The 24,899-nt window shown below is 60.4% G+C and carries 20 protein-coding genes and 1 riboswitch; of the genes, 1 reads left to right on the top strand and 19 read right to left on the bottom strand.

What is annotated here, in order from left to right:
- Nucleotides 1-18: 18 nt before the first annotated feature.
- From Q1B40_RS15465 to Q1B40_RS15480, 4 genes are all read right to left on the bottom strand, one after another.
- Complete coding sequence (locus Q1B40_RS15465) at nt 19-960, bottom strand: ABC transporter substrate-binding protein (protein WP_299816315.1); 942 nt, start codon at nt 958-960, stop codon at nt 19-21.
- 22 nt (nt 961-982) lie between these two features.
- The gene (locus Q1B40_RS15470) at nt 983-1,738 is read right to left on the bottom strand and encodes an ABC transporter permease (RefSeq protein WP_299816317.1); all 756 of its coding nucleotides are present in this window, start codon (nt 1,736-1,738) and stop codon (nt 983-985) included.
- A gap of 147 nt (nt 1,739-1,885) precedes the next feature.
- Nucleotides 1,886-1,992: riboswitch (TPP riboswitch) on the bottom strand.
- A gap of 77 nt (nt 1,993-2,069) precedes the next feature.
- The gene (locus tag Q1B40_RS15475) at nt 2,070-3,824 is read right to left on the bottom strand and encodes a hypothetical protein (protein WP_299816319.1); all 1,755 of its coding nucleotides are present in this window, start codon (nt 3,822-3,824) and stop codon (nt 2,070-2,072) included.
- Between the two features lie 413 nt (nt 3,825-4,237).
- Entirely contained in the window at nt 4,238-5,530 is a 1,293-nt protein-coding gene (locus Q1B40_RS15480) for an adenylosuccinate synthase (protein WP_299816321.1), read from the bottom strand.
- Nucleotides 5,531-5,825: 295 nt separating this feature from the next.
- Here Q1B40_RS15480 and Q1B40_RS15485 point away from each other — a divergent pair, with 295 nt between their 5' ends.
- Nucleotides 5,826-6,716, top strand: a complete 891-nt coding sequence (locus Q1B40_RS15485; protein ID WP_299816323.1) for a DMT family transporter — start codon at nt 5,826-5,828, stop codon at nt 6,714-6,716.
- A gap of 99 nt (nt 6,717-6,815) precedes the next feature.
- Here the strand turns inward: Q1B40_RS15485 and serA are convergent, their stop codons facing one another.
- From serA to Q1B40_RS15560, 15 genes are all read right to left on the bottom strand, one after another.
- Complete coding sequence (gene serA, locus Q1B40_RS15490) at nt 6,816-8,402, bottom strand: phosphoglycerate dehydrogenase (protein WP_299816325.1); 1,587 nt, start codon at nt 8,400-8,402, stop codon at nt 6,816-6,818.
- Nucleotides 8,403-8,477: 75 nt separating this feature from the next.
- The gene (locus Q1B40_RS15495) at nt 8,478-9,656 is read right to left on the bottom strand and encodes a phosphoserine transaminase (RefSeq protein ID WP_299816327.1); all 1,179 of its coding nucleotides are present in this window, start codon (nt 9,654-9,656) and stop codon (nt 8,478-8,480) included.
- 155 nt (nt 9,657-9,811) lie between these two features.
- Nucleotides 9,812-10,633 (bottom strand): outer membrane protein, encoded by an 822-nt coding sequence (locus Q1B40_RS15500; RefSeq protein WP_299816329.1) that lies wholly within the window; start codon nt 10,631-10,633, stop codon nt 9,812-9,814.
- A gap of 210 nt (nt 10,634-10,843) precedes the next feature.
- Complete coding sequence (glmM, locus tag Q1B40_RS15505) at nt 10,844-12,190, bottom strand: phosphoglucosamine mutase (protein ID WP_299816331.1); 1,347 nt, start codon at nt 12,188-12,190, stop codon at nt 10,844-10,846.
- A 202-nt stretch (nt 12,191-12,392) separates the two neighbouring features.
- A complete protein-coding gene (gene ftsH, locus Q1B40_RS15510; protein ID WP_299816333.1) occupies nt 12,393-14,312 on the bottom strand; it encodes an ATP-dependent zinc metalloprotease FtsH in 1,920 nt (639 codons plus the stop codon).
- A 168-nt stretch (nt 14,313-14,480) separates the two neighbouring features.
- Nucleotides 14,481-15,869 carry a tRNA lysidine(34) synthetase TilS gene (gene tilS, locus Q1B40_RS15515; protein WP_299816335.1) on the bottom strand — a complete coding sequence of 463 codons (1,389 nt, stop codon included), beginning with the start codon at nt 15,867-15,869 and terminating at the stop codon, nt 14,481-14,483.
- On the bottom strand, nt 15,853-16,803 hold the full coding sequence (ybgF, locus tag Q1B40_RS15520) for a tol-pal system protein YbgF (RefSeq protein ID WP_299816337.1): 951 nt from the start codon (nt 16,801-16,803) through the stop codon (nt 15,853-15,855). Before ybgF ends, tilS begins: the two co-directional genes overlap by 17 nt.
- Nucleotides 16,804-17,230: 427 nt before the next feature.
- Nucleotides 17,231-17,716 (bottom strand): peptidoglycan-associated lipoprotein Pal, encoded by a 486-nt coding sequence (gene pal / locus Q1B40_RS15525; RefSeq protein ID WP_299816339.1) that lies wholly within the window; start codon nt 17,714-17,716, stop codon nt 17,231-17,233.
- A 204-nt stretch (nt 17,717-17,920) separates the two neighbouring features.
- The gene (gene tolB / locus Q1B40_RS15530) at nt 17,921-19,270 is read right to left on the bottom strand and encodes a Tol-Pal system beta propeller repeat protein TolB (protein WP_299816341.1); all 1,350 of its coding nucleotides are present in this window, start codon (nt 19,268-19,270) and stop codon (nt 17,921-17,923) included.
- Between the two features lie 45 nt (nt 19,271-19,315).
- On the bottom strand, nt 19,316-20,272 hold the full coding sequence (locus Q1B40_RS15535; RefSeq protein WP_299816343.1) for a TonB C-terminal domain-containing protein: 957 nt from the start codon (nt 20,270-20,272) through the stop codon (nt 19,316-19,318).
- Nucleotides 20,273-20,278: 6 nt separating this feature from the next.
- A complete protein-coding gene (gene tolR / locus Q1B40_RS15540; protein WP_103223075.1) occupies nt 20,279-20,728 on the bottom strand; it encodes a protein TolR in 450 nt (149 codons plus the stop codon).
- Between the two features lie 3 nt (nt 20,729-20,731).
- The gene (gene tolQ, locus Q1B40_RS15545) at nt 20,732-21,439 is read right to left on the bottom strand and encodes a protein TolQ (RefSeq protein ID WP_299816350.1); all 708 of its coding nucleotides are present in this window, start codon (nt 21,437-21,439) and stop codon (nt 20,732-20,734) included.
- A gap of 265 nt (nt 21,440-21,704) precedes the next feature.
- Complete coding sequence (gene ybgC, locus Q1B40_RS15550) at nt 21,705-22,172, bottom strand: tol-pal system-associated acyl-CoA thioesterase (RefSeq protein ID WP_299816352.1); 468 nt, start codon at nt 22,170-22,172, stop codon at nt 21,705-21,707.
- 84 nt (nt 22,173-22,256) lie between these two features.
- Complete coding sequence (locus tag Q1B40_RS15555) at nt 22,257-22,649, bottom strand: GFA family protein (RefSeq protein WP_299816354.1); 393 nt, start codon at nt 22,647-22,649, stop codon at nt 22,257-22,259.
- Between the two features lie 68 nt (nt 22,650-22,717).
- Entirely contained in the window at nt 22,718-24,829 is a 2,112-nt protein-coding gene (locus Q1B40_RS15560) for a methyl-accepting chemotaxis protein (protein ID WP_299816357.1), read from the bottom strand.
- Between the last annotated feature and the right edge of the window lie 70 nt (nt 24,830-24,899).

Raw genomic sequence — 24,899 nt, forward strand, 5'->3', positions numbered from 1 at the left:
AAGACGCAGAGCAAAAAACTATCTGATCTCAACCGCATAGGTCTCGACCGGAACCACCTTGCTGATCAGACCCGCTTCGGCCATGAATTCCGCGAACCGCTGGTAACGTCCGGCGTCAAGAGCCGCAGGGCGTTTGGCAAAGCGCGGCAGCGTGTCTGCCCAGGCGCGCTTGTTGAGTTCGTCATTGAGATGCGGATAGGCTTCGATGAAGGCATCCCACGCGTCGTCCGGATGGTTGGTCAGATAGATGGTCGCTGCCTCGACGGCCGCCAGGAATTTCGCAAAACGCGGATCACCCGTCTTGTCCTTGTTGACCACATAGATCAGCTCGTCAAAGGCCGGAACCCCGTTTTCTTCAGGGAAGAACGCCTTGCCTTCCCTGCCCTCGATTTCGATCTGGGTCAGCTCGAAATTGCGGTATCCGCCGATCACCGCATCGACCTGACCGGACATCAGCGCCGGGGACAGGGCGAAGTTGACGTTGATGAGCTCGATATCATCCATCGTCAGGTCGACGGATTTCAGCATCTGGCCGAGCATGGCGTCCTCGAACCCGGACACTGAAAAACCGACGGTCATGCCCTTCAGGTCTTTCAGCTCCTTGATCGGCCCGTCTTTCAGCACGATCAGGCTGTTCAGGGGCGTCGCGACGAGCGTTCCGATCCAGGACAGCGGCAGGCCTTCCTCGATATGCGCGTGCAGCGTCGGCTGATAGGAGACGGCGATATCTCCCTGCCCCGCCGCCACCAGTTTCGGCGGCATGGCCGGATCCGCCGGTTCGATCAGTTCCACGTCAAGGCCTTCAGCTTCGAAAAAACCCTTCGTTTGCGCGGTGATCACCGGCGCATGGTCCGGATTGGTGAACCAGTCCAGAAGAACGGTCAGTTTCTCGGCTGCCTGCACCGGCGCGCTTGTGAGCAGTCCGGCGGCGAGCGTCAGGGAAAGGAGCGTTTTTTTCATTCAATCCTCCAGATTGAGGCGGTCAGTCTTCGACCTGCCAGGGAACCAGAATTCGGGTGAGTTGTTCGACGGCATAGCGCATGGCCAGCACCATCAGGGCGAGAAGAATGACCGCGGCGAACAGCATGTCCGCATTCCCGCGGGCATTCGCCTGCAGCATGATGAAAGCCAGCCCACCCTTGGCGCCTGCCCATTCACCGATGACCGCTCCCATGGGAGCGAAAACGGCCGCGACGCGAAGCCCGGACGCAAAGGCCGGCAAGGCGGCGGGGATCCGGAAAATCCAAAGCTCGCGGTGCCGGGGCACCCTGTAGAGCCGGGCAAGATCGACAAGCCCGGTGTCGAGCCGCCTCAGGCCGTCGTAAACCGTTGAAGTGACCGTGAAGAAGATCACCAGGATGGCCATGACGATCTTGGAGGACATGCCGAACCCGAGCCAAAGCACCAGAACCGGGGCGATGGCGAACACAGGCAATGCCTGGGTGACGAGAACGGGCGGCATGATCACGCGGCCGGCCAGCGGAAACAGCCAGACGGAAATGGCCAGCAGGCCTCCCGAAATGACCCCGAGCGTAAAGCCGAGCACGGTCTCATAGGCAGTGATGCTCGCATGATGCAGCAGAAAGCCGGCATGCTCGGGAAAGGCCAGCAGGACATCGCCGGGTGCCGGCAGCATGAACGACGGCGGCTGCAGCACGGCAACGATCACCGCCCAGATGCCGAAGGTGACGACAACACCGGTAAGAAACTTCAGCAATACGGCCAGAAATGGCTTCATGATACCCCTCCGGCCATAGGCGGCGGCTGCGGGGTGATCATATTGGCGAGCGGTTTCTGCGGACACAGAAGCCGCCGCAATGGCAGGCAACAACGCATAGGATCTCCCGTCTTCGGACACGCCGAAATTGACATTGGAGATCCGGGATAAGGCTAAGGATTCCGTCCCTTCGCCGGCATGACCCGGATCAGGTTCTAAGGGTTCGGCTCAACACCATCTCAGCTCCGGTCACCGGAGCACCCCTCGGACCAAGACGGAACATGCCTTCTTCAATTGAAAAAGGCAAGCCGCCACGTCTCAGCTTTTGAAGATTATACGGGCTGTATATCGATCAGCCAGCCTGCCAGGCAGTGACAGCCTTTTCGACAGCTTCTTCGCCGTCGCTGCCCTTTTCAAGGGTCAGGATGCCGCGCTTGCCGTTTTCGTAGAGCATCGGAATATCGATCCATCCACGTTCCCGCAACAGAGCCAGATTGCGCTGCTGTTCGTTCGGCAGGCTGGAAAGCGCAATCCAGAAGAAGCCGGGAGACACCTTGACGGATGCGCCGATCAACGCATCGCCGCGCGCTTCTTCCGTGGGCTTCATCACGAGACCTGGAACGTTCACGACATCACCCGCGGCGAAAGTCTCCGGAAATTCGTATTTTATTTCCACAAGGTGACTTGCCGGAAGAGACGTGTCGTCATTCGGCTTGATGCGGATATCGACCTTCACATCCCGCTCGGGAATTTCCACCGATGCACTCAGGACCGCCTGAGCCTTGCCGTCGAGATCCGTCTCTTCTTCAACGCTCCAGACCACGGCACCTTGCGCCGCCGTACCCGCACCGCCGGCCTCCTCGCCCTCTTCATAAAGGATGGATCTCTGAACCCCGGGCTCAAGGGCTACGGCTGTTTCGGACGGGGTTGCTTCTTCAGGGGCGACGACTGCCAGATTGTCCTGCGGGACCGCGGCGGGCTCATCGACAATCGCGGGCGTATCGATCGGGTTCAAGGGTGTTTCGGTCGCAAGCGGCGCCCCAGCAGCCGGTTCGCTCTCCGCACTGGCCGCAACCGAGGTTCCGTCAGCTTCCGAGGCAGGTGGTTCCTGCGGCGTGATTGTCGTGGTGGTGACGGTTCGCGCATCCGGCGCGACCACTTCCGCTTCGCCGTCGTTCAACAGCCGGTCCGTGTTTTTGGAGGTGTCTGCATCGACCGGAGCTTCCTCGGAAGCGGCAACCTGCTCTTCAGGGGCGGGCTGCGGCGCGGATGCTGTTTCGGCCGGAATGGTGACCGTCCCTGCCCCGCCATCGGCAACCTTGTCGCCGGAAGGCAGGAGAAAATACGCGCCCGCTCCTGCAAGCAGCAGAACCAGAACACCGGCAATCGCGAAAGGAACGGTGCGGCTGCCCCCACCTTCCCGCAATGCATCCGAGGCGCTTGGCCGGTCCCGCCGAGTGCGGCCGTTCGTTTTTTCCCGGCCTTTGGACGGTGTCTCATCCGCTCCGTCATAAGCGGACTGTTCGTCATTGCCGGCCGGTTCGAAAAGTCCCTCGTCCGCTACGGGCCGGTCATCGAATGCCGGTTCCTTCCGCTCGGAGGAAGCACTCTGAAGGCTCTGCTGATCCTGCGCCGGATCGACTGCGTCCTTCGCATTCTGAACGGCCTGGTTGGCCGCAGTTCCAAGAGACTCGGCTTCCGAAAGGGTCTCTTTCAGCGGAGAAGGCATCTCCGCCTCGGGAGAAGCCGGGGCGGGAGCATGCTCGACCGGTGTGACTTGCGCGGCGGCCTCGGAGGTTGCCGGTTCCGCCTGGCCAACAGGTGGCGCCACCGTGGCAGCGGGCTGTGCAGCCGGAGCTTCCGGCTTGGGGACTGCCGGCCCGAGACCGAGACTTTCACGCGCGGCTTCCGCCTCGACCTTGCGGATCGATTCTTCCAGGCGCAGCTGTTCCGCCGTGATTTCGGAAGGAGAAAGCGGCGGTTCGTAGGCTTTCAACTGATTGACAATGGCGGTACGCGCCCGGCTGTATACGCTTCTGCGGGCCGCGCCATTGCTTTCCGGCAAGGACGCGATCGTTTTCTTCAGAATTGAATAGTAATCAGCCATCTTCCTGCCTACCGGCGAACTGCCGGGATCTCATATGTGCGGGCCTGAATTTCCAGCGCGCTGTTTTTCGGACTTCCGAATGTCCAGGCGCCGAATTTCTCAGATCATTGTCAGGCTTATAGCAAGTTTTTGAAGACCGATGCTATTTCTTCAAATATCCCGCTCGCATACGAACCCTACAGTACCTTCTTCCTAACACGTATCTACAGGCTCAATGCGCGAACGCGCACTTGAGACTACTTGGTGGAGCACTTGGTGATTCGCAACGCTCCGGATCAACCTGCCGTCATGGATACTCCACATGAAAGCGGAAAGCTGATCAATTTTAAAGGGTTGGAGCATCCTGTCCACATAGTCGCGAACGTGGAATGTCCCAACCCTCCCTCAATAATGGGCCGTTACCGCCGGAGATCTCAATCCTGGAAAGGATTCTGCACAAGAATTGTGTCATCCCGCTCCGGGCTGGTCGACAGGATCGCGACCGGCGCACCGATCAGTTCCTCGACATGGCGCACATATTTGATCGCCTGGGCCGGCAGATCGGCCCAGGTCCGAGCCCCTTCGGTCGACTCTTTCCAGCCCGGCAGGCTTTCATAGATCGGAACCACCCGCTCCTGCGCACCCTGTGAGGCCGGCAGATAGTCGATCCGTTCCCCATCCAGCTCGTAGCCGATGCAGATCTTGATTTCATCGAGACCGTCGAGGACGTCCAGCTTGGTCAGTGCGATACCGCTGATGCCGGAGGTGCTGACGGTCTGGCGCACCAGAACCGCGTCAAACCAGCCACAGCGCCGGCGGCGGCCGGTAACCGTGCCGAATTCATGACCGCGGGTACCGAGAAACTCGCCGACTTCATTCTGCTGCTCGGTCGGAAACGGTCCCTCGCCGACGCGCGTCGTATAGGCCTTGGTGATGCCGAGCACATAGCCGATCGAATTGGGACCTAGACCGCACCCCGTAGCGGCCTGTCCGGCAACCGTGTTGGAAGAGGTCACGAAGGGATAGGTGCCGTGGTCGATATCCAGCAGCGCGCCTTGCGCACCTTCGAACAGGATCCGCTTGCCCTGACGGCGCAGATTGTCCAGCAGATACCAGACCTTGTCCATGTAGGGCAGAACCTTGTCCGCGACACTGGCCAGTTCGTCATAGATCGCCTGAGCGGAAATCTCGTCCTGGCCAAGACCGCGGCGCAATGCGTTGTGATGGGTGAGCAGACGGTCGATCTTCGCCGGCAGCGTGGTCAGGTTCTTCAGGTCCATCAAGCGGATGGCCCTGCGTCCGACCTTGTCTTCATAGGCAGGGCCGATGCCGCGTTTGGTCGTGCCGATCCGCGTACCGGTGTTGGAATTCTCGCGCAGGGCGTCCAGCTCGCGATGCAGCGACAGGATCAGGGTGACATTTTCGGCAACGCGCAGGCTTTCGGGAGTGACGACGACGCCCTGCTGCCCGAGGCGTTCGACTTCCTCCGCAAGTGCATGAGGATCAAGGACGACGCCATTGCCGATGATCGACAGCTTGCCTTCCCGCGCCACGCCGGACGGCAGAAGGGAAAGCTTGTAGCTTACGCCGTCGATGACCAGCGTATGCCCGGCGTTGTGCCCGCCCTGGAACCTCACGATGACATCGGCCTGTTCCGACAGCCAGTCGACAATCTTGCCTTTGCCTTCGTCACCCCATTGGGAACCGACAACAACCACATTCGCCATCTAATCTTTGCTCTCCTGAAGCAGCTTTCCGAAGCCCGGGCGTAACCCGGGTGCCAACACGACGAGCCCCGGCAAACGGACCGGGGCAAACGGCGCGGACTATAGACAGGATTCCAGGCTCACGCGAGTCTCGGAACCGAAATTATGACGCTACGGCCAAATCTTTTCCGGCCCGCATTCATAATACTCTCCTTGGCATTTTTGAGGCACTGCGCGGCAGATCGCTTTTCGGGTGGGTCGGCAGGCATCGGCGTGATAGGCCGGGTGCTCATTCATTGGCTTGCGAGATCGTCAGATGACTTTGCGAAACTGGATCCTGCTGAGTGTTCTCGGCGTCATCTGGGGTGGGTCCTTCCTGTTCGCCAAGGTGGCCGTGGCCGAGATCCCGCCGTTCGTGCTGGTCTTCTTCAGGGTCTCCATCGCCTGTGCCGCCCTGCTTGTCTACCTCTGGCACCGGAACCTTCTGGCACGGCTGGAACTTCGCCTCGCAGTCCCCTTCCTCGTCATGGGACTGCTGAACAACGCCATCCCCTTCTCGCTCCTGTTCCTCGGACAGACCGTGATCGGCGCGGGACTGGCATCGATCCTCAATGCTACCACCCCCATCTTCACCGTGCTCGTGGCAGGGGTTCTGGTAAAACAGGAGACGCTTCAAGCGCACCGGATTGCCGGCGTGGTGCTGGGCATCGCAGGCGTCGCGGTCATGCTGTCAGGCAGTCTCTCCGGCCTTGCGACGGACCCGGTCTGGGCCCAACTCTGCTGCCTGGGGGCGGCTGTGTCCTATGCCTGCGCCGCGACATTTGCGCGGCGGTTCAAATCCCTGCCGCCGCAGGTCTCCGCGACCGGACAGCTCATGGGCTCCAGCGCAATCATGCTGCCCGTTGCACTGCTCACGAGCTCCGGCTGGTCACCGGTCGATGTCGGCCCTGTCGTCTGGATGAACGTCGCCGCCCTCGGCCTGATCGCAACGGCCATAGCCTATCTGATCTATTTCCAGCTTCTGGCGGAAGCCGGCGCCACCAATGCGTCTCTTGTCACGCTGCTTGTCCCGGCAAGCGCCCTGTTCCTCGGATGGCTCATTCTGGGTGAAAAGCTCGATACGATTCAGCTTGCCGGCTTTGCCGTGCTGCTCACCGGCCTCGTCGTTCTGGACGGCCGCATCCTGAAGCGCAAGGCTCCCGCGTGAGACAAACGGAATAGCCCCCGCAGAGACGATTGTCTCTCCGGGGGCCTGCCCTTGGATACATGGGTGATACCGAAAATCCGACTATGGATCTCGTTGCCGTCAGAACGTCAGCGACTTCACCTGTTTGACGTGAGACACGGCTTCCAGACGGGCCATGACCTCGTTCGGAACAGGTCCGTCCACTTCAACGAGACAGATCGCGTCCTCGCCCGGAGCCGACCGTCCGAGGTTGAAGGTGGCGATGTTGACGCCGCTGGACCCCAGTTCCATACCCAGTTGGCCGATGAAGCCGGGTTTGTCCTCATTGGTGATGTAGAGCATGTGGTGGCCGAGTTCAGCTTCCATGTTGATGCCCTTCACCTGGATGATCCGAGGCTTGCCGTCTCCGAAGACGGTGCCCGCAACGGATCTTTCCTGGCGCTCTGTGAACACGGTGAGCCGGATATAAGTCTCGTAGGCGCCCTGTTTTTCCCGGCGGGTTTCCTCGACCTTGATGCCGCGTTCCTTTGCCAGGATCGGTGCGGAGACCATGTTGACCGTCTGGAGAAGTGGCGTCAGCAGTCCGGTGATCGCGGCCGCCGTCAGCGCCTGGACATTCATTTCCGCCACCGCACCGGCATATTCCAGCCGCACGCCTTCAATCCCGGTTTCCGTCAGCTGTCCGGCGAAGGAACCGAGCTGTTCGGCAAGGCGAACGAATGGAGACAGTTTGGGAGCTTCCTCTGCCGAAATCGACGGCATGTTGAGCGCGTTGCGGACAGCCCCATCGACAAGATAGTCGCACATCTGCTCGGCGACCTGCAGCGCGACATTTTCCTGTGCTTCTGACGTGGAAGCGCCGAGATGCGGCGTAGAGACGAAGTTCGGTGCACCAAAGAGCACATTGTCCTTCGCCGGCTCGTCGACAAACACGTCGAAAGCGGCCCCGGCCAGCTTGCCTGCATCGAGCGCGGCCCTCACGGCCGCCTCGTCGGCCAGGCCGCCGCGTGCGCAGTTGATCAGGTAAGATCCCTTGCGCATCTTCGCGATGGCATCCGCATTGATGATGTTGCGGGTCTTGTCGGTCAGAGGCGTATGCAGCGTGATGACATCGGATCGACTCAGCAGTTCGTCGAGCTCCACCTTCTCGACCCCGAGCGCCATCGCCCGCTCCGGCGTCAGGAAGGGATCGAAGGCGATAACCTTCATCTTCAGGCCGATTGCCCTGTCCGCGACGATGGAGCCGATATTTCCGCAGCCGATCAGCCCCAGCGTCTTGCCGGTGATCTCACGGCCCATGAACCGCGACTTCTCCCACTTTCCGGCCTGGGTGGAGGCGTCGGCTGCGGGAATCTGTCGGGTGACCGACATCATCATGGAAATCGCGTGCTCCGCCGTGGTGATGGCGTTGCCGAAGGGCGTGTTCATCACGATGATGCCGCGGGCGGTGGCCTTGGGAATATCGACATTGTCGACGCCGATGCCGGCCCGGCCAATCACCTTCAACTTACCGGCAGCGGCGATGATCTTTTCGGTCACCTTGGTGGCGGAGCGGATAGCCAGGCCATCATACTGGCCGATGATTTCCAGCAGCTTTTCTTTGTCCTTGCCGACATCGGGCAGGAAATCGGCCTCGATACCGCGGTCCTTGAAGATCTGCACTGCAGCGGGGGACAACTTGTCTGAAATCAATACCTTGGGAGCCATCTGGGCATCTCCTGAAATACGAGTAACAATCCTGGCGGGAACCCGCCAGGTGGTGTCGTCATTGAAGGGAAATGCTCAGGCGGCCTGAGGCAGTTTCGATTTTTCAGCTTGGAAGGCCCAGTCGAGCCACAAGGTCAGGGCTTTCAGATCCGCTGTCTCGATCGTCGCTCCGGCCCAGATGCGCAATCCGGACGGGGCGTCACGGTAGGCGCCGATGTCATAGGCGATACCTTCCGCATCCAGCGCACCGGCAATCGACTTCGCGAAAGCGGCCTGTTCCGCCGCGCCAAGCGCCTGAACGCCCGGATCGGTGACTTTCAGACAGACGGATGTGTTGGACCGAGTCGCCGGGTCGACGGCGAGAAAATCCACCCAGTCCGATGTCTCCACCCAATCGGCAAGAACCTTCAGGTTGGCATCCGCCCGGGCACGCAGCCCGGAAAGTCCGCCGAGACCGTCCGCCCATTTCAGCGCATCGAGATAGTCTTCGACGCAGAGCATGGAGGGCGTGTTGATCGTTTCGCCCTTGAAGACGCCTTCGATCATCTTGCCGCCCTTGGTCAGGCGGAAGATTTTCGGCAGTGGCCAGGCGGGGCTGTAGCTCTCCAGCCGTTCGACGGCGCGCGGGCTGAGGATCAGGACACCATGGGCAGCTTCTCCGCCCAGGACCTTCTGCCAGGAGAACGTCACCACATCGAGCTTGTCGTAGGGGAGATCCTGCGCGAAGGCGGCGGACGTTGCGTCGCAAATCGTCAGGCCTTCCCGGTCCGCCGGGATCCAGGCGCCATCCGGCACGCGTACGCCGGACGTGGTGCCGTTCCAGGTGAAGACGACATCGTTTGAAAAATCGACTTGGGAAAGATCCGGCAGCTCACCATAGGGAGCTTCCAGCACACGAGCGTTGTCCAGCTTGAGCTGCTTGATCACATCGGTGACCCAGCCGGAGCCGAAGCTCTCCCAGGCCAGCATGTCGACGCCGCGTGCGCCAAGCAACGACCAGAGCGCCATTTCGACGGCCCCGGTGTCGGAGGCCGGAACGATGCCGATCCGGTAGTCGTCCGGCACCTGAAGCACCTTGCGGGTCAGCTCGATGGCTTCAGCAAGCTTCGCCTTGCCCGGCTTGGCGCGGTGGGACCTGCCCAAAGGCGCATCGCCGAGGTTCTCAAGCGCCCATCCGGGACGCTTGGCGCAGGGACCTGAAGAAAAATTGGGATTGGCCGGACGCACGTCCGGCTTTGCGATGAGATCTGTCATATCCGTCTACCCTCACAGATAGTAGCCCCTCGTTGGGGAGGGGTGGCCCACCTGTGGGAATAAGACGATCCTTACAGCCGGTCAAATCAATTCGGCCGAAAAACAACAAAGGCCGGTCCAGGGACCGGCCTTTGCAAATACGCTGTAGAAGAGGATCAGAAGTTACTCATGATCGGCCCTTGCGGCTCGTAATAAACCGGAGCAGCCGCAGTCCTCATGGAGTTGAAGGTGTAGCGGACTCCAAGGCGAATTTCGTGAGCGGTCAGATCTTCCCACTCGACGCGGGTCTCTCCGGTACCCGCATCATGCAGCTTCACAGTCGCCGCATCACCCAGATCGCGATACTGGTAACCGGCATCAAGAGACCAGTTGTCGGTTACGGCATAGGACGCACCTGCCATAAGTGCCCATGCGAAATTCCACTCGCTGTGCTTGCCGTCGTAGTCGGTACGGCCGGAACCGCCCGGATTGATCGAGTAGGTGTTGTTGGTTGTCACGTAGGACGCACCGATACCCGCACCGACGTAAGGCGTGATCCTGTTCCAGGTTCCCAGATCGACATAGCCGTTCAGCATTACGGTCCAGATGTCGATGTCGGTGCCTTCTTCCGAGTATCCGCCGGAACAGCTACCGCAGACTGCGTAACCCTTGACGCTCGCAGCAGTCTCATAGTCAATCGTGACATCGGAACGGAAGTAGTCGTTGAACTGGTAACCGACGCCGACGCCGATCATCCATGCGTTGTCTATCGACTCGCGTTCAAAGCGCAGGTCCCCGATATCCGGATCGTTGAAGCTACCGCTTGGATCACCGTAGATCTTGTAGCCGATATCGCCGCGCAGGTATAAGCCGCCCGCGGCTACCGGGATTTGCGGAATGTGCTCAATGACCGGGGCCGGCAAATCCGCAGCATAACCCGCAGTGGAAAGTGCAACAGCAAAGCCGGTCAAAGACAAACGCTTAAAAAAATTGTCCATGTCCTCGTCCTCTTCCAGTGAGCGTCCGCTTCAACCGATATCGGACACATCAAACTCAAGGGCATAGTGACGAGAATTCATTAAAGGTAGCTTAACTCTGTTCTTTAACCGTGATTTTTTACCTTAACACAACCTTAATTAAGACGGTTTTATTTACGAAACATTAAAACCGCTCTCCAATCAGGGTGCTTCAGTTTCCGTTACGGGAGTTTAGGCCGCGGCGGAAGCCACGACACCGGCGATATCGTTGACGACCTGGTTGACAAGCTCCGCGTCGTCGCCTTCCGCCATCACCCGGATAAGAGGTTCTGTGCCGGAGGCGCGTATCACCAGACGGCCGGATTTTCCGAGACGCGCCTCGCCATCTTCAATGGCGGACTTGACGAGATCCTTCTCCAGCGGCGTACCGCCACTGTATCGCACGTTCTTGAGAACCTGGGGCACCGGCTCGAACCGGCGGCAGACTTCCGACACCGGCTTGTTCTGATCCTTCACGCAGGCAAGCACCTGTAGAGCGGCGATCAGACCGTCGCCGGTGGTGGCGAAATCGGACAGGACGATATGTCCCGACTGTTCTCCGCCGACGTTAAAGCCGTTGGCACGCATGTGTTCGACCACATAGCGGTCTCCCACCCGTGTACGGGCAAGGCTGAGGCCAAGGCTTTCAAGATACCGTTCCAGACCGAGGTTCGACATCACTGTCGCAACGATACCCTGCCCCGACAGCCGGTTGCTCGCCTGCCAGGATTGCGCAACCACGGCCATCAACTGGTCACCGTCGACAACAGCGCCGTTCTCATCGACGATGATGACACGGTCCGCATCCCCGTCGAGCGCGATACCGATATCCGCCCTGACTTCATGCACCTTTTCGGACAACGCGTCGGTGGACGTGGAACCGCATTCCTTGTTGATGTTGAATCCGTCCGGCGAGACACCCATTGTGATCACGTCCGCGCCAAGCTCCCACAGGGCTTCGGGAGCCACCTTGTAGGCTGCCCCATTTGCGCAATCTATGACCACGCGCAGACCCTCAAGGCTCATTTCTCGCGGCAGGGTGCGTTTGGCGAATTCGATATAGCGCTGCTGAGCGCCGTCGATACGCTTTGCCCGGCCAAGGTCGCTTGCTGCCGGCAGACGGGACGTCAGGTCGACTTCGATCAGCTTCTCGATGGTCTTCTCGATCTCGTCGCTGAGCTTGAAACCGTCGGGTCCGAAGAACTTGATGCCGTTGTCCTGAAAAGGATTGTGCGAGGCGGAAATCATCACGCCGAGATCCGACCTGAGCGAACGGGTAAGCATGGCCACCGCCGGCGTGGGCATCGGCCCGAGCAGAAAAACGTCTATGCCGACGGACGTAAACCCGGCCACCAGCGCGTTCTCAAGCATATATCCGGAAAGACGCGTGTCCTTGCCGATGACCACCCGGTGGCGGTGGCCGCCGTTCTTGAACACCAGCCCGGCAGCCATCCCGACCTTCAGAGCCATCTCAGCCGTCATGGGATATGTATTGGCCTGGCCGCGAATACCGTCGGTCCCGAAAAACTTACGCATCAATCATGTCCGTTGAATTGTCTTATTTGTGCGACTTCGCACCAATGCAGGTCGATCGAGCGCATATTTAGCGCAGTTCGCACCGCCTGTGCTTCAAAATATGTGAGCAATTGTTACCATTCACTGACAATCCGCAAAGCCCGGAACGAAAATGCCCGGCTTGCGCCGGGCATTCGATGTCATTGCGTTGATTGCCCGCAAGCAATCAGGACTGCGGTTGCGGTTCCATGCCGCCGCTCGGCTCGTCACCGCCGCGTTTCGCGCCGGCGCTCGGCACTGCGGAGGAACGACCGACAGGCTGGTCGTCATCCGTATCGCGAACCGGCGGATTGCCGACCAGAAGCCCCTTGATCTCATCGCCGGAGAGCGTCTCATATTCCAGGAGACCCTTGGCGATGGTATGGAGCTCGTCCTCGAAATCGCCCAGAATTTTCTTCGCGGTCTCATAGCCCTGATTGACGAAGGACTTGATTTCCGCGTCGACGATCTTCTGGGTCTCGTCGGAGACACTCTGGTTCTTGGCGACCGAATGGCCGAGGAACACCTCTTCCTGGTTCTCGCCGTAAAGCAGCGGTCCCAGCTTGTCGGACATGCCGAACTGGGTTGCCATGGCACGTGCCAGCTTGGTGGCCATCTGGATGTCGCCAGAGGCTCCGGAAGTGACCTTCTCGTAACCGAAGATCATCTCCTCGGCCACGCGGCCACCCATGGCAACGGCGAGATCGGCCTTGCACTTGGCCCGCGTCAGAGACACCTGGTCCTTTTCCGGCAGACGCATGACCATGCCCAGCGCACGACCGCGCGGGATGATGGTGGCCTTGTGGATCGGATCGGAGGCTTCCTGATGCAGCGCGACCAGCGCATGGCCGGCCTCGTGATAGGCCGTCAGCTTCTTTTCTTCCTCGGTCATGACCAGCGTGCGGCGTTCCGCACCCATCATAACCTTGTCCTTGGCGTCCTCGAATTCGGCCATGGTCACCAACCGCTTGGAACGGCGGGCGGCAAGCAGGGCAGCCTCGTTGACGAGGTTCATCAGATCCGCGCCGGAAAAGCCCGGTGTGCCGCGTGCAAGCGTCCTGATGTCCACATCCGGCGCCAGCGGCACCTTGCGCATATGCACTTTCAGGATCTTTTCGCGGCCGGTGATGTCCGGGTTCGGCACGACGATCTGACGATCGAAACGGCCAGGACGCAGAAGTGCCGGATCGAGCACGTCCGGACGGTTGGTCGCGGCGATGATGATCACGCCTTCGTTCGGCTCGAAACCGTCCATCTCGACCAGCAACTGGTTCAAGGTCTGTTCGCGCTCGTCATTGCCGCCGCCGAGACCGGCGCCACGATGACGGCCGACAGCGTCGATCTCGTCGATGAAGATGATGCAGGGCGAGTTTTTCTTCGCCTGCTCGAACATGTCGCGAACACGGGACGCACCCACACCGACGAACATTTCCACGAAGTCGGAACCCGAGATGGTGAAGAACGGCACGTTGGCTTCGCCTGCGACGGCACGGGCCGTCAGGGTCTTACCGGTGCCCGGAGGGCCGACCAGCAGCACACCGCGCGGGATGCGGCCACCGAGGCGCTGGAACTTCTGCGGATCGCGCAGGAATTCCACGATCTCCTGCAGATCTTCCTTGGCTTCATCGATACCGGCAACGTCTTCGAACGTGACCCGGCCATGTGCCTCGGTCAGAAGCTTGGCCTTGGATTTACCGAAACCCATAGCCTTGCCGCCGGAGCCTTGCATCTGACGCATCACGAAGATCCAGATGCCGAGAATGATCAGCATTGGAAGCCAGGAGAACAGCGCTCCGAGCAACGGAGAACTTTCCGACGGCGGGCGGGCATTGATCAACACGCCCTTGCTGCGCAGCTCGTCGACATATTGCGCCCCGTCGGGTGCATAGGTCTGGAACGCGCCGCCGCTGTTGTAGCTGCCGGAGATTTTCTGTTCCTGGATGGTGACGGATCTGACTTCACCATTGTCGACCTGCTTCATGAAGTCCGAATAAGCGATATCATTCGTCGCGCCATTCTGCGCGGGACTTTGAAACAGTTGAAACAGTGCGATCAACAGCAAGGCGATGATCACCCAAAGGGCGAAATTGCGAAAATGTGCGTTCATTTTGTTCCCTTAACCGCCCGACGCGACATAACTCACGCGGTTATTTTCCTTCAAGCGAAGATAGGTCGCCCAAGGCCCGCTGCCAAGGCGGTGCGCCATAGTTGCGCAGATGCACTGACTAATTTGTTAAGTTCGGAGCTCTAACAGATGTTGAACCCGAGGAAAACTCTAGATTTCCTCATCTTGGCCTCCACCATAAAGATATTCAGCCTGCAAATTGTGCAGGAATGGTGTTCTCTCCAGATTCAGCGCAATCGCCTCGTCAGAATTACCGATCGGCAGATGTGTCGTGAGAGAAGATCCGCCGATAATGCCCTCCGCCGTCCATACGACCGGCGAACAGTCGAAGGCCTCCTTCGGCCAGCCGCCCGGCCAGGCAACATCCCTGGCCTGAACCGGTGCGTGGCAGAGCGGACCCAGATGCAGCTTGCCCAAGAAATCCGACGCTGACACTTCCGAGGGCAGCCAATACCGGTAGCGATTGTCCCAGATGCCCGGGACAGCCGTGACAGCAAGCGTTTCGGGAGCCGTCCTGCCCACTTCCTTCCAGACCCGGATCGTGCTGCCGTCCGCGTCAAAAACTGCACCTGCAAGCGTATGCCGGCAATCGTCTTCGCCGCCCAGCACAAGATCCAGAGATTCCAGTTTGCGGAACCTGATCCGGACACGGCTTCCCACCGCGCCAGATGCCAATCTTGCCAGCAGCCGCAGCCGCAGGTCTTTCGCGGTCGCACGGTAGGCTTCCCGGCTCATCCTGAGCGGACCTGCCGGATGCTCCGTGACATGCTGTTGCACCAGGGTCTGGAGCGTTGTCTCAAGGGCTTCGCGCGCCCGGCGCAGATGTCCGGCCGTCTGTGCGATCCGGCTGGCGGTAAGCCCTTCTTCGGCCAGCAGCGACATGATCGCGCGCAGGCGGCTGCGTTTGTATTTCAGGTCCTGGTTGGAAGGATCGGAGCACCATGACCGACCGCGCTGTATCAGACTCGCCTCCAGGCGGCTTTTCGGTACGCTCAGAAGCGGCCGCAGCAGTCTCAGTCCGTGTGGACCATCCGCCTCGTCCTCCGCCATGGCACCCAGTCCGGAAAGCCCGCTGCCGCGCGTCAACCGGTCCAGAAACGTTTCGGCCTGATCGTCCAGATGATGTGCCAGCACAAGGGCCTGGGCACCTGACTGCCGCATATGACCGGCGATCAGCCGATAGCGCGCCTGGCGCGCTTCCTCCTGGACATTGCTGGCGGGCTTTTCCCCTTCCCAACGAAGGATTTTCGCCGGCAGGCCCTGATCGGCGGCCATCTTTGCGACGAAATTCGCTTCTGCGGCGCTGTCCGGGCGCAGCCCGTGATCGACACAGATGACTTCCGCATCGCCCTGCCAGGACGTGCGTCTCATCCATTCGCTGAAAAGAACAAGAAGACTTGAGGAATCCGCTCCGCCCGAGACAGCAAGAGCGAGCTTCGAAAAGGATTTCAGACCGCTGAAAAGAAAATCAATGTCTTCGTCCGGGAGCTCTGAATGCTCTACCGGCGGCTCGACCGGCCCGTCAGGTACATTGTGCACGGCGGCGCTCATCCCGGGCCTGTGACAGAACGGCGGGGGCGGCATTCGGATATTTGTTGAGGAGTTCGGAGAAGGTTGCGCAGGCAGCATCCGCCTCACCCAGACCGCGCAGCGACACGCCGAGCTTCAGGAGACTGTCCGGGCTCTTCTCATTGCCGGGATGATCCGTGTAGGTCTTCAGAAACGCATCCGCGGCTTCACGGAAATTCTGCTGTGCAAGCAGGCTTTCTCCCAGCCAGTACTGGGCATTGGCCGACAGTGCGTCTTCGGGATAGTTTTCCAGGAATGTGCGGAATCCCTGTTCGGCCGCGGCATAGTCGCCATTGACCGCAAGGGAATAGGCCTGATCGTAATCCGCGCGGGGATCGCTGGTGCCGATGACGCTGGCGATCTGATCGTCATTCGTGGCCAGACCCGGATCGGGAACGAAGTCCCCTCCCGCGCCAGGCAGGTTTTCCAGCCCCTGAGCCAGAGCGGACAGATCGATCGGTCCGTCGGACGGCAGCCCGGTCGGGCCTTCATAACCGCCGGACTGAGACCAGTCGCTGTCGCCCGATCCGTCGGACGGGAGGGTCGCGAACCCGCCGCCCGGTGCAATCAGGGTACCCGTTTCCGGAGTTCCGTCCGGGGAGAGCCCGGGTGCAGTGCTCCCCGGTGCGGCGTCAGACCGTTTGCCCGGCGTTCCGCCTTCCAGCTGCTGGAAGCGGTATTCGTTGTCTTCCTGCATGCGGCGCATCTGGTCCTGCAGTTCCCGCATCTGATAGGACAGTTGCTCGATCTGCCCGGTCAGCACCCGGATACGCTCTTCCAGCTGGCCAATCCGGACAGATGAATCATCATTCTTGCGTCCGAACAGCTGGGCCTCGGACGGTGTAGCAGTGGCGATGAAAACCAGCGCCATGACGAGACCTGCCAGTCCCCTTAAATTCCGCATTCGCTCCTCCGGTTTGGGATTTGCCGAGCACCAACGGATCGGACAAATGTGCCAATACCGACGCAGATCCGTGTGCATGACGTCTCATACCTTCCGGTATGTATCATGCCCGGCTCTGTACTCAAGGGCACAGAGCGCCCGGACTTCGGCTAAATTTTGGCAGCGACTGCTTTCAGCGGGAAGAATCCGGCCCAACCTGACAACGAAGTCATAGCTTTACAGCCGTCATCCCTGCCAAGCGAAGCGCGCGCCGGGACCGGAGAGCCGTAAGCCCGGTTAGAGCCGAGGCATTTCTGTAGACGACCCTCGGCTCACCGATCCCGGATCTTCGCTACGCTGCGTCCGGGATGACGAATTGAGGATCTGTAAACAGACTGAGGCCGGACACAAGGTCCGGCCTCAGATTCAGATCGGCAGTTCGATCCGATCAGTTGGTGGCGTTGTTGAGAACCGTCACCGCACGCCGGTTCTGGGACCAGCAGCTGTTGTCGTTACACACGGCCACCGGACGTTCCTTGCCGTAGGAAATCGTCTTGATGCGCGACGCATTCACGCCCTGGGAGACGAGATAGTCCCGTGCGGCCTGTGCACGCCGCGCGCCCAGAGCAATGTTGTACTGGCGCGTACCGCGTTCGTCGGCATGGCCTTCCACGGTAATCGTGTACTGCGAATAGCGGCCCAGCCATTTTGCCTGGTTGGCGAGTGTCGCCTGAGCCTGTGCATTTATCACCGACTGGTCTTCTTCGAAGAACACCCGGTCGCCGACATTCACCACGAAGTCCTGGCCTGTGCCGGGCTTCACATTACCTGCAAGCCCGTCCGGTTTTGTCTGGGCACATGCCGCCGCAAACAGAACCGCGAAACAGATGGCAATCCATCGCGCGCCCTGAACGGCGTTTTCTCGTTTGAACATTCCTGTCTCCTAATCCCCAGCCCCGCCAACCTGACCGCATGGATCTTCTGGTCTTTGGTAAACGCTTTCTAGCCAAACCTGGTTAAAACCGTCTTTGCAAACATGGTTAACAACCTCCTAACACAACCTGTCTGTCAAGGCTGTATCGAAGTTCCCGTGCGGCCTGCCGCCCAGTGACATCAGGCAAAGAGGCCGCACGAATTCTCAGTCGATCAACGGCGACCAGGACGGATCCGACGCGAAGGCCGGGGTTTCCACCCGCTGCTCGTTGTAACCGGTCAGATCGACCGTCCACACCTGCGGCCCGCCGTTGGCGCCAGGCGTATCGCGGAAGAACACCAGCACCCGACCATTGGGAGACCAGGCCGGCCCTTCGTTGTGATAGCCCTCGGTCAGGATGCGCTCGCCCTTGCCGTCCGGGCGCATGACACCGATCATGAACCGCCCCTGGTGCTGTTTGGTGAAGGCAATCAGGTCGCCGCGCGGCGACCAGACAGGCGTTGAATACCGGCCGGGTCCGAACGAGATACGCGTTGCCTCGCCGCCGCCCGCATTCATGACATACAGCTGCTGCGAGCCGCCCCGGTCGGATTCAAAGACGATCTGCCGTGCGTCCGGCGAAAAGGAGGGGCTCGTGTCGATGGCGGCCGAATTGGTCAGCCGCGTCGTCTGGCGGGACCTGAGATCCATCTTGAAGATATTCGCATTGCCGCCCTGCTGCAGGCTCATGACGACGCTTTGGCCGTCCGGTGAGAATCGGGGCGCGAAGGTCATGCCGGGGAAGTTACCGACGATTTCGCGCTGTCCGGTCTCGATGTTGAGAAGATAGACGCTCGGATCCGCACCGCCATAGGACATGTAGGTGACTTCCTGACTGGTCGGCGAGAAGCGCGGTGTAAGTACCAGATCATCGCCTCGCGTCAGGTACCGCACGTTGGCGCCGTCCTGGTCCATGATCGCCAGACGCTTGATGCGTTTGTCCTTGGGGCCGGTTTCATCGACGAAAACAATGCGCGTGTCGAAATAACCTTTCTCACCGGTCAGCCGTTCGTAGATCGCGTCCGAAATGATATGCGCCAGGCGTCGCCAGTTTTCCGGCGTCGTGTAGAACTGCTGACCAAGCATCTGCTCCTGCGCGAACACGTCCCAGAGGCGAAATTCGGCACGCAGCCGCCCGTCCGCCTGCTTGATGACCGTCCCCGTGACCAGCGCCTGCGCTGAAATCTGCCGCCAGTCGCCAAAGCGCGGCGTGGAATTCACGCTCATGTTCTTCTGGATGAAGCTGGCCGGGTCCAGCGGATTGAACAGGCCGGAGCGTTTCAGATCGGCTGCGATCACCGACGTCATGTCTGCGGCCAGCTTGCTGTCGCCGCCGTCGGCGGAAAACGATGGCAGGGCGATCGGCAACGGCTCGATGTTGCCCTGGGTTATATCGATTTCAACGAGCGCCGAGGCCGGTCGCGGCACGATAACGGTCGCCAAAGCCATCAGGACGGCAAGCCCGACGGATTTCCGGTCAGCGAGAACAGAAAGTTTTTTCAGTATTCCACGCATGAGCACAACAGCTCCCTTATCGACAATCAGTTCGGCCAGGCCGGACTATCCCCCAAGCATCTCTCTCGGGTCAAAGTTTATGATGACTTCCTGCCATGCGTCGTATTTCGCATCCGGCAGGGAATATGGCTGGCAGCGCATGATAGCGCGCACGGCACTGCTTGCGGCGGCCCCGAAGGCCGGATTGCTGCTTGAATTGAGCACCTCCGGGCCGCCCGAGACGTCTCCGCCGCGCGAAAGGTTGAAGCGGACCCGGACCTTGAGATCTTCCGCACCGACCGCACCGACCGGCGGGCTCCAGCATTGCGCCACCTGGCCCCGGAGCGCGTCGAGCTCCGACTGGCTCATGCGCACATCCTGCTGCCCCCTGTTGGATCCGAGCGAGGCCGGCTGCTGCGACGACGCGCCGGACTGTTTCGCCGGTTCGACCTTGTTCAAGAGAGCCGCGATCTGTGTGCTGTCGAAATTCTCGTCCGGTGGTTCGGGCGTCCTTCTCGGCGCAGCCGGCTTCGACCGCGGAGCCACGCTTGTGACGATCGGCTGCGGGGCCGGTGCAGCTTCCTGCTGCGGCTCGGGTTCCGGAGCGGGTTCAGCGGCAGGCACCGGCTCGGCCGCCTGGGCGGGCTCGGGCTCCGGAGCGGGCGCCGGTGCCGGCTCAGGCTCGGGTTCCGCGACCTCCTCGGGTGCTGGTGTCGGCTCGGGTGCGGGCGTCGGTGCCGGGGTCGGCGGTGTCGGCTGCTGGACGTTGCTCTCGCCCGGCTTCTCGTCGGGTTCGGTCGGTTTTTCCGAAGGTGTCTTGCTGGGCGCCACCGCTGCGACTTCCCGGATCTCGGCGGTTTTCTCACCGATCCGCAGGCGCGTGAATTCCTCGATCGGCACCAGATCGACCGGAAGGGAATCCACTGCGGGCACAGAATAACTCTCCGCGTCCGGAAAGGCTGCAATGCCCCAGAGCAGGATAGCCGCATGACCGGCCAAAGACGCGATGAGACCTGCGCGCATGACGCGTTACGAGTCCCGTTCTTCCAGAGTGACAAGGCCGAGGCGTTTGAACCCGGCTGCGTTGATCCGTCCCATGAGCTTCATCATCGTGCCATAGTCGGCATCCTGATCTCCGCGCACGTAGATGCGCTCCTCGTAACCGTTGGACGCGATGGCCTCGAGCTTCGGCACCACCTCGTCCAGGGCGATCGGCGTATCCTGAATGAAGATCTCTCCGGCGGAATTCACCGAGATCGTTATCGGCTCCGTATCCCCTTCAAGCGCCTTGGCGCGGGTTTCCGGAAGATCGATCGGCACGCCCACGGTCAGCAACGGCGCGGCCACCATGAAAATGATCAGCAGAACCAGCATGACGTCCACGAAGGGCGTCACGTTGATTTCACTCATCGGCGCATTCCGACGCCGGCGCCGTCCGCGCCGTCCGCCCGACTGGCCTGAACTGACCTGCATGGCCATGGTTCAGCCCCTCTCGTCGATCTGGCGGGACAGGATCGCTGAAAACTCGTCGGCGAACCCTTCCATGCGGGAAACGGCCTTGCCGACATCGTGGGAATATTTGTTGTAGGCGATAACCGCCGGGATCGCCGCAAGCAGGCCGAGCGCGGTCGCAAACAGCGCTTCCGCGATCCCCGGCGCGACAACCGCAAGGTTGGTGCTTTCGGAAGCCGCGATCGCCTGAAAGGCCGTCATGATGCCCCAGACCGTGCCGAACAGACCGATGAAGGGCGCAGCCGCGCCGACGGTCGCCAGAATGAGCAGCCGGCTTTCGAGCCGTTCAGCTTCGCGCTGGATGGTGACATCCATCACCCTGTCGATCCGCTGCTGCAGGCTGGCAATGGCCGGGCGCGCGCCTTCATGGCTTCGCTTCCATTCGCGCATGGCCGCAACGAACAGCGCCGCCATGGAATGGTTCACCCGATTGTGAAGCGTGCCATACAGCTCCTCGAGCGATTGCCCGGACCAGAACACCGTCTCGAACCGGCTCATCTGCCGCCGGGTGCGGCCGATCAGCATGAATTTGTCGACGATGATGGCCCAGCACCACACCGACGCCCCGAGGAGGCCGAGCATGACGATCTTGACGACGATATGCGCCTGCCAGAACAGCGAGAAAAACGAAATACCGCTGTCAGGAGCTGTCAATGTCGATTGGACGAGTGTTTCCATAATCTCAATGACCTCTTGGCGGTCTGATACCGTTGTGCATGCAAATCTCCGGCAGCTACAGAAATGGACCGGATGAACGGACCGGCTCCTGTTGATCTGCCGCCTCTCTGACGTTTGATTTTGTCAAAACTGGGACTTAACCAATCAAAGCAAGTCCTTCTCTAAAGGAATCAATTAAGGTTACTGCAAGATTAACGCATAAACCTCATTTGGTTCATTTTCGCGGCATCAGGCGGTCCTGGGGTCGGCAATCAGCCCAAGGTGTTCATCCCACAGACGATTCACCCGGTACGTGACGAAGAAGTTTTTCCGCCAGAATCGGCGGCATTCGGGTCGCACGTCCCTGAGCGGTGATCACCGCGACGGTGACCGCAGCAGAAACCAGCAATTCCCCGCCCCGGTAGACGACCTGATCAAGCTTCACCCGGGCGCCCCTGAGGTCGGAAACATTGGTGCGAACCAGAAGAACATCGTCGATACGAGCGGGCTTTTGAAAATCCAGCGTCATGGACCGCACGGCAAAGGCAAGCGGGATGCCATGGGTGCCCCCCGCCAGTTCCGAATGATGAATCCCGACCAGACGAAGAAAATCGGTGCGCGCGCGTTCGAAAAACTGCACATAAGCCCCGTGATAGACAATGCCGGTAAAATCCGTGTCCTCGTAATAGACACGTACGGGCAGCACGTGACCGCCCTCTTCCAGGCGTCCGGCAAGATCCGGCCAATCCGTCACCGCTGTGTCCTTTTCTTTGCAAATATCAAGGCCGGAGCTTATCGCGGGCTTCCGTCCACGCCTAGCCTGTCCTGACCGGGTGACCTATTCCTCGAAGCGGCCCGCAGCATCTCGGTCGCGTTCGTATCGTCTCATGAGCGGAAAAGGCGGCAACCACCCCACGCGGCGGATGGTCCAGCTTTCATAGGTCGGCATCAACTGGTCCGGAGCATCCAGGGATCCAAGGTTCACCTCAATTTCATCCGCCGTGCGCGCATAGACGGAAGAGCCGCATCGGGGACAGAAAAACCGCCCGGCATAGTCGCCGGTTTCGCCCTCGATTGTCACCGCTTCCTGAGGGAATATCGCGGACGCATGAAAAAGAGCCCCATGATGCTTGCGGCACTCGAGACAATGACACAGACCGACCCGGTACGGCCGTCCCGACGCAACGAGCCGGACGTTGCCGCACACGCAGCCACCTGTGAACCGGTCCATGCCGTTCCTCCGTCAAACCGGGGCGTAAATCGTTGCCTCAACCGGGACAACCGGTCGAGGCTTCACCCTCAGGCAGCGGCAACCTCGGCAAGGAAAGTCTCGACGGAGGCACGAAGCTGTTCCGCCTGCTGTTTCATCTCGATGGTCGCCGTCAGCACGTCGCCGACCGCCTCGGAATTTTCCGCAACACCCTCGTTCAGCAACGCGACCGTTGTGGCAACGCTGCGCGTGCCCTCGGCGGCTTCCGCAACATTACGGGAGATTTCACCGGTCGCGGCACCCTGCTGCTGAACCGCTTCGGAAATCGTCACCGTATAGGAGTTGACCTCTTCCACCGAACCCGAAACGCGGCCGATTTCTTCCACCGCTTCCGTTGTCGACGCCTGAATGGCGGAGACCTGCGCGGAAATCTCTTCCGTCGCCTTCGCGGTCTGGCCGGCAAGGGATTTCACTTCCGAGGCAACGACGGCAAATCCACGGCCCGCTTCGCCCGCGCGGGCAGCTTCGATGGTCGCGTTCAGCGCCAGAAGGTTGGTCTGCTCGGCGATTTCCGAGATCAGCGAAACCACGTGGCCGATCTTCTTGGCCGCTTCCGCCAGCCCGGAGATCTTGGTGTTGGAACTCTGGGCGGCCGTTGTCGTCTGCGCCACGATGGTCGCGGTCGTCTCGACCTGGCGCGAGATTTCCGCAATGGAGGCGTTGAGCTCTTCCGTCGCCGAGGCTACCGCCTGAACATTGGAGGAGGCGTTCTGCGATGTCGACACTGCCGTCTGCCCGTGATCGGTGGCCGAAGCCGACCTTTGGCTGAGGGCAGCGGACACATCTTCCACGCGGGCGATGTTGCTTTCCACCAGTTCAAGCACCGCTTGGGATTCAGCCCGGAAAGCCGCGATCAGTGAATCGATTCTCTTTTCCCGGTTCTCGCGGGCGATATGACCGACCTTGCGCTCTTCCGCGAGCCGTTCCCGCTCGACGGAGTTTTCCTTGAAGACTTCAATGCAGCGCGCCATGCGGCCAATCTCGTCCTGACGCTCGGTCGCTTCCACCATGACCTCCAGATCGCCATCGGCAATCCTGCGCGCGGCAACCGACAGGCGTTCCATCGGCGAGAACATGCGTCTGGTGATCCACCAGATGAGGCCAACAATCGGAACGAGACACAGGAAGCCGGAAAGAATCGCGCCGTAGGTGATGCGGTTCGCAGCAGCCGACAGCTCGGTCTGCCGCACAGCTTCGACCACGCCATAGGTCTTGTTTTCGAACCTGCTTTCCGTGTCGGCAAAACGGAAGTCCTCGCCGCCCAGCCGGATCAGCCGGTCACCCGCACTGATATCGGCCAGTGAATAGGCTGCGCTTGCGCGTCCGGCAGCGTCGAGCTGAACCAGTTTGCCTGTCGAATCGACCAGGAAAACCTGTTCGCTCTCGCCGAGCCCAGTCGGCTCGTTCAGAAGGCTCGCCAGGTGGCTCATGTCCGCTGAGAACGCGAGGGCCCCGAAAAAGCGGTCGAGGTAGAATATGGGAGCTGCAAGAACCAGCGAAACAGTGCCGTCGTCCGCGGTGACGAAACCGGAGGAAAAGATCTGCCCTGCGGCGAGCGTCTCGTTTTTGGCCGCCGCGAACAACGCGCCGAAAGCGGTCTGGACCGGATTGCCCACGATCTCGGGAGCATCCACGTGATAGGCGAATTCGTGACCCTTGCCGTAGGTGTAGGTGATGAACCCTTCCGGATTCGCCAGGGCGGCATCGGAAAACAGGCCTTGGTCGATCACATCCTGATAGACCGGATGAACGGCCTTGTGATTGTTCACGTAGTAATTCGATTCAGCCGGTTCACTGAGCAAATGACGCTCGTGCGGCGCATGCGGATTGTCGGTAACGAAAATCCGCCGAAGGGTATCGGTCTGCCCCTCCTTGAGGTTCTTCCAGCCGACCATCGACTTCATCAGACTGTCCTTGGCCTCATCGAGAGAGACGAAGAACCGGGCGCTGTAGATAACCTGGTCCAGGGCCAGTTCCAGCACCTTCAGCTTCGCCCTTGTCGCACTGGTCAGGCCGTTATCCGCCTGCCCGTTGGCGACATCGCGCGAAACCAGGGATGTGACAGCCACAATTGCCACGCACATGACCAGTGCGCCGGCAAGAAACATGAGAGCCAGTTTAGATGAAAGCCGCTTGCGCATTAAATCCCCCCAGAAAGTTCGCGGGAAGATACGGCCACATTGACGAACAAATGCTTAATGATGACTTCGA

Source organism: uncultured Roseibium sp., from assembly GCF_947496995.1.
In the GTDB taxonomy this organism is placed as follows: domain Bacteria; phylum Pseudomonadota; class Alphaproteobacteria; order Rhizobiales; family Stappiaceae; genus Roseibium.

Excerpts from the sequence above, each read along its gene's own strand:
- Q1B40_RS15560 (WP_299816357.1), bottom strand. The coding sequence starts at position 24,829 with ATGCGCAAGCGGCTTTCATCTAAACTGGCTCTCATGTTTCTTGCCGGC.
- tolR (WP_103223075.1), bottom strand. The coding sequence starts at position 20,728 with ATGGCCATGCAGGTCAGTTCAGGCCAGTCGGGCGGACGGCGCGGACGG.
- Q1B40_RS15500 (WP_299816329.1), bottom strand. The coding sequence starts at position 10,633 with ATGGACAATTTTTTTAAGCGTTTGTCTTTGACCGGCTTTGCTGTTGCA.
- tolB (WP_299816341.1), bottom strand. The coding sequence starts at position 19,270 with ATGCGTGGAATACTGAAAAAACTTTCTGTTCTCGCTGACCGGAAATCC.
- Q1B40_RS15535 (WP_299816343.1), bottom strand. The coding sequence starts at position 20,272 with ATGCGCGCAGGTCTCATCGCGTCTTTGGCCGGTCATGCGGCTATCCTG.
- Q1B40_RS15465 (WP_299816315.1), bottom strand. The coding sequence starts at position 960 with ATGAAAAAAACGCTCCTTTCCCTGACGCTCGCCGCCGGACTGCTCACA.
- Q1B40_RS15480 (WP_299816321.1), bottom strand. The coding sequence starts at position 5,530 with ATGGCGAATGTGGTTGTTGTCGGTTCCCAATGGGGTGACGAAGGCAAA.
- Q1B40_RS15475 (WP_299816319.1), bottom strand. The coding sequence starts at position 3,824 with ATGGCTGATTACTATTCAATTCTGAAGAAAACGATCGCGTCCTTGCCG.
- Q1B40_RS15485 (WP_299816323.1), top strand. The coding sequence starts at position 5,826 with ATGACTTTGCGAAACTGGATCCTGCTGAGTGTTCTCGGCGTCATCTGG.
- ftsH (WP_299816333.1), bottom strand. The coding sequence starts at position 14,312 with ATGAACGCACATTTTCGCAATTTCGCCCTTTGGGTGATCATCGCCTTG.
- Q1B40_RS15555 (WP_299816354.1), bottom strand. The coding sequence starts at position 22,649 with ATGGACCGGTTCACAGGTGGCTGCGTGTGCGGCAACGTCCGGCTCGTT.
- ybgF (WP_299816337.1), bottom strand. The coding sequence starts at position 16,803 with ATGCGGAATTTAAGGGGACTGGCAGGTCTCGTCATGGCGCTGGTTTTC.
- pal (WP_299816339.1), bottom strand. The coding sequence starts at position 17,716 with ATGTTCAAACGAGAAAACGCCGTTCAGGGCGCGCGATGGATTGCCATC.
- tolQ (WP_299816350.1), bottom strand. The coding sequence starts at position 21,439 with ATGGAAACACTCGTCCAATCGACATTGACAGCTCCTGACAGCGGTATT.
- serA (WP_299816325.1), bottom strand. The coding sequence starts at position 8,402 with ATGGCTCCCAAGGTATTGATTTCAGACAAGTTGTCCCCCGCTGCAGTG.
- Q1B40_RS15495 (WP_299816327.1), bottom strand. The coding sequence starts at position 9,656 with ATGACAGATCTCATCGCAAAGCCGGACGTGCGTCCGGCCAATCCCAAT.
- Q1B40_RS15470 (WP_299816317.1), bottom strand. The coding sequence starts at position 1,738 with ATGAAGCCATTTCTGGCCGTATTGCTGAAGTTTCTTACCGGTGTTGTC.